Genomic DNA, 2,913 nt, shown 5'->3' on the forward strand with positions numbered 1-2,913 from the left:
GTCCTGCTGGTCCTGTTGGTGCTCCTGGTGCTGCTGGTCCTGTTGGTCCCATTGGTCCTGCTGGTCCTGCTGGTCCTGTTGGTGCTCCTGGTGCTGCTGGTCCTGTCGGTCCCATTGGTCCTGCTGGTCCTGCTGGTCCTGTAGGTGCTCCTGGTGCTGCTGGTCCTGTCGGTCCCATTGGTCCCGCTGGTCCTGCTGGTCCTGTAGGTGCTCCTGGTGCTGATGGTAGTCCTGGTCCCGCTGGTCCTATAGGTCCCATTGGTCCTGCTGGTCCTGCTGGTCCTGTAGGTGCTCCTGGTGCTGATGGTAGTCCTGGTCCCGCTGGTCCTATAGGTCCCATTGGTCCTGCTGGTCCTGCTGGTCCCGTAGGTGCTCCTGGTGCTGCTGGTCCTGTCGGTCCCATTGGTCCTGCTGGTCCTGCTGGTCCTGTAGGTGCTCCTGGTCCTGTCGGTCCCATTGGTCCTGCTGGTCCTGCTGGTCCTGTAGGTGCTCCTGGTGCTGCTGGTGCTCCTGGTGCTGATGGTGCTCCTGGTGCTGCTGGTCCTGTCGGTCCCATTGGTCCTGCTGGTCCTGCTGGTCCTGTAGGTCCTATTGGTCCCGCTGGTCCTGCTGGTCCTGTAGGTGCTCCTGGTGCTGATGGTGCTCCTGGTCTTGTAGGTCCAATTGGTCCTGCTGGTCCTGTAGGTGCTCCTGGTGCTGCTGGTCCTGTCGGTCCCATTGGTCCTGCTGGTCCTGCTGGTCCTGTAGGTGCTCCTGGTGCTGCTGGTCCTGTCGGTCCCATTGGTCCTGCTGGTCCTGCTGGTCCTGTAGGTGCTCCTGGTGCTGCTGGTCCCATTGGTCCCATTGGTCCCGCTGGTGCCACTGGTGCTACTGGTCCTGTCGGTCCCATTGGTCCTGCTGGTCCTGCTGGTCCTGTAGGTGCTCCTGGTGCTGCTGGTCCTGTCGGTCCCATTGGTCCTGCTGGTCCTGTAGGTGCTCCTGGTGCTGCTGGTCCCATTGGTCCCATTGGTCCCGCTGGTGCCACTGGTGCTACTGGTCCTGCTGGTCCCGCTGGTCCTGTAGGTGCTACTGGTCCTGCTGGTCCTCCTGGTCCTGCTGGTGCTACTATTGCAACATTCCCTATTGGCTACATAATTGCTGGAGACAACGCTCCCCCAGACTTTTTAACAGGAGAAATTGTTTTATGGCCTGGTCTATCTGTACCACCTGGTTTCTTCTCTCTTGAAGGTCAACTATTGCCGATCGCTGGTAATGGTGACTTGTTCAATGTAGTGGGTACTGAGTTTGGAGGTGATGGAGTTAACAACTTCGGACTACCTAATTTAGTTAACATTGCTCCAGTTGGTCGTACCCTTACTCCAGCAAGTGATGTCACAGGTACATTGTTCGTTGAGTTCCCTACTGGTAGCGGTAATTTTATACCTGCAGACGATGTTCCTAATGCAGTTGTAGATGGTGGAAATTTGGGCGTCCAAGATCCAACTGTTACACTTTCACAGTTGGCCTTAGCATCATCAACAGAAACATCAAATACAGAACCTCAGCAATTGGTGTTTGCTGGTGAATGAGATAGCTAATAAAGCTAAAGTGCTATTAGTAGATTTCTACTAAGAGAAATCTGATAGGTGATTTCAACCCATCAAATATCACAACAAACTAATAATTAAACCTTGCAAGTTTTAGTAACCTGCAAGGTTTTTTTTAGATTAAAAATAGGAATTTTATTCAATACTATGCAAATTTTTAGAAGGATGATGTATCTAGTCAATTACAAATCAATTATTATGCCTAATTTATCCAAAGTAAATTGAAAAACTCTACTTGTTGACTTGATTGCTCTCTAATAGAATAGATTTTCGTTAAAGCTAAAAACCTTAAATTATTGAGCTTGGGTTAAGAAATATAGTTTGCTTTCCACTGAATAAACTAAAATTTTAAGACGTTTTATTGGGTTTATCCTGCCAATAAACTTTCCTGGCAGTTTGTTCAAAAAAGGTTCACAACTATCTCGATCTAAAACCTATTGCTCTCTAATCAGTTTACAATGAATATCTAATGGAAATTAAAGCCAAAGTTTGGAGGCAAAAAAATCATGTTGGATACAATCGTATTAGGTGGCGGATGTTTCTGGTGCGTAGAATCTGTCTTTCTCTCTGTCGCAGGGGTAAAAGAAGTAGAGTCTGGTTATGCTGGAGGAAATACTAAAAATCCTGACTACAGGTCTATATGTTCTGGAACAACTGGCCATGCTGAGGTGGTCAAAGTTTCCTTTGATACTGATAAAATATCTCTGGGTGAAATATTAGAGATATTTTTTGTGACTCACGACCCCACAACACTAAATAGACAAGGAAATGATGTTGGTACTCAGTATCGTTCAATTATTATGTGTCATTCCCAAGAACAAAAAGATATTGCTCAAGAAGTAATTTCAACCTTGGGTAATAATGGCACATTTAAAAATCCCATCGTCACTGAAGTGGTTGACTTGAAGGATTATTATAGAGCTGAGGAATATCATCAAAACTATTTTAATAAGAATCCTTATCAACCTTATTGTGTATTTTCAATTCCACCAAAGTTGCAAAAACTCAAGAAATATTTCCCAGATAAAGTATCCGCTTAAATAGTTATCCCATCTTAGTTAAAAAGGGAGGTTCCATAGAACCTTCCTACAAAACTTTTAGAAAAGACTAATAATTCTGGCTATTTATTATTTCAACACTATTCGGTCATTCCTTATTGGGATAATTGAAAATATGTTGTTTCACTAAGCAAAAGTGATAAATTGAATTGTTCTCAGGTTTGGTCGTTTCGATTTTTACTTTAACTCTTCAGAAAGAGCGAAAAAAATCTGCACAAACTATGAAAAAAAATGATAGCTCATGGCTTTAGCTTTTTTCGCGAATTGGC

2 protein-coding genes are annotated in these 2,913 nt (G+C 45.5%); both read left to right on the forward strand.

Annotated elements, in window-relative coordinates; translation table 11 throughout:
* Positions 1-1,568 (forward strand): tail fiber protein (locus tag F6K22_RS37500; RefSeq protein WP_293109876.1); only part of this gene is annotated, 1,568 nt, incomplete at its 5' end.
* Positions 1,569-2,092: 524 nt separating this feature from the next.
* A complete protein-coding gene (gene msrA, locus F6K22_RS37505; protein ID WP_293109878.1) occupies positions 2,093-2,626 on the forward strand; it encodes a peptide-methionine (S)-S-oxide reductase MsrA in 534 nt (177 codons plus the stop codon).
* The last annotated feature ends 287 nt before the right edge of the window (positions 2,627-2,913 follow it).

It is taken from the genome of Okeania sp. SIO2F4, from assembly GCF_010672385.1.
GTDB lineage: Bacteria > Cyanobacteriota > Cyanobacteriia > Cyanobacteriales > Microcoleaceae > Trichodesmium.

What these genes read in the sequence shown, in the direction of transcription:
- msrA (WP_293109878.1), top strand. Translation starts at nt 2,093, where the DNA reads ATGTTGGATACAATCGTATTAGGTGGCGGATGTTTCTGGTGCGTAGAA.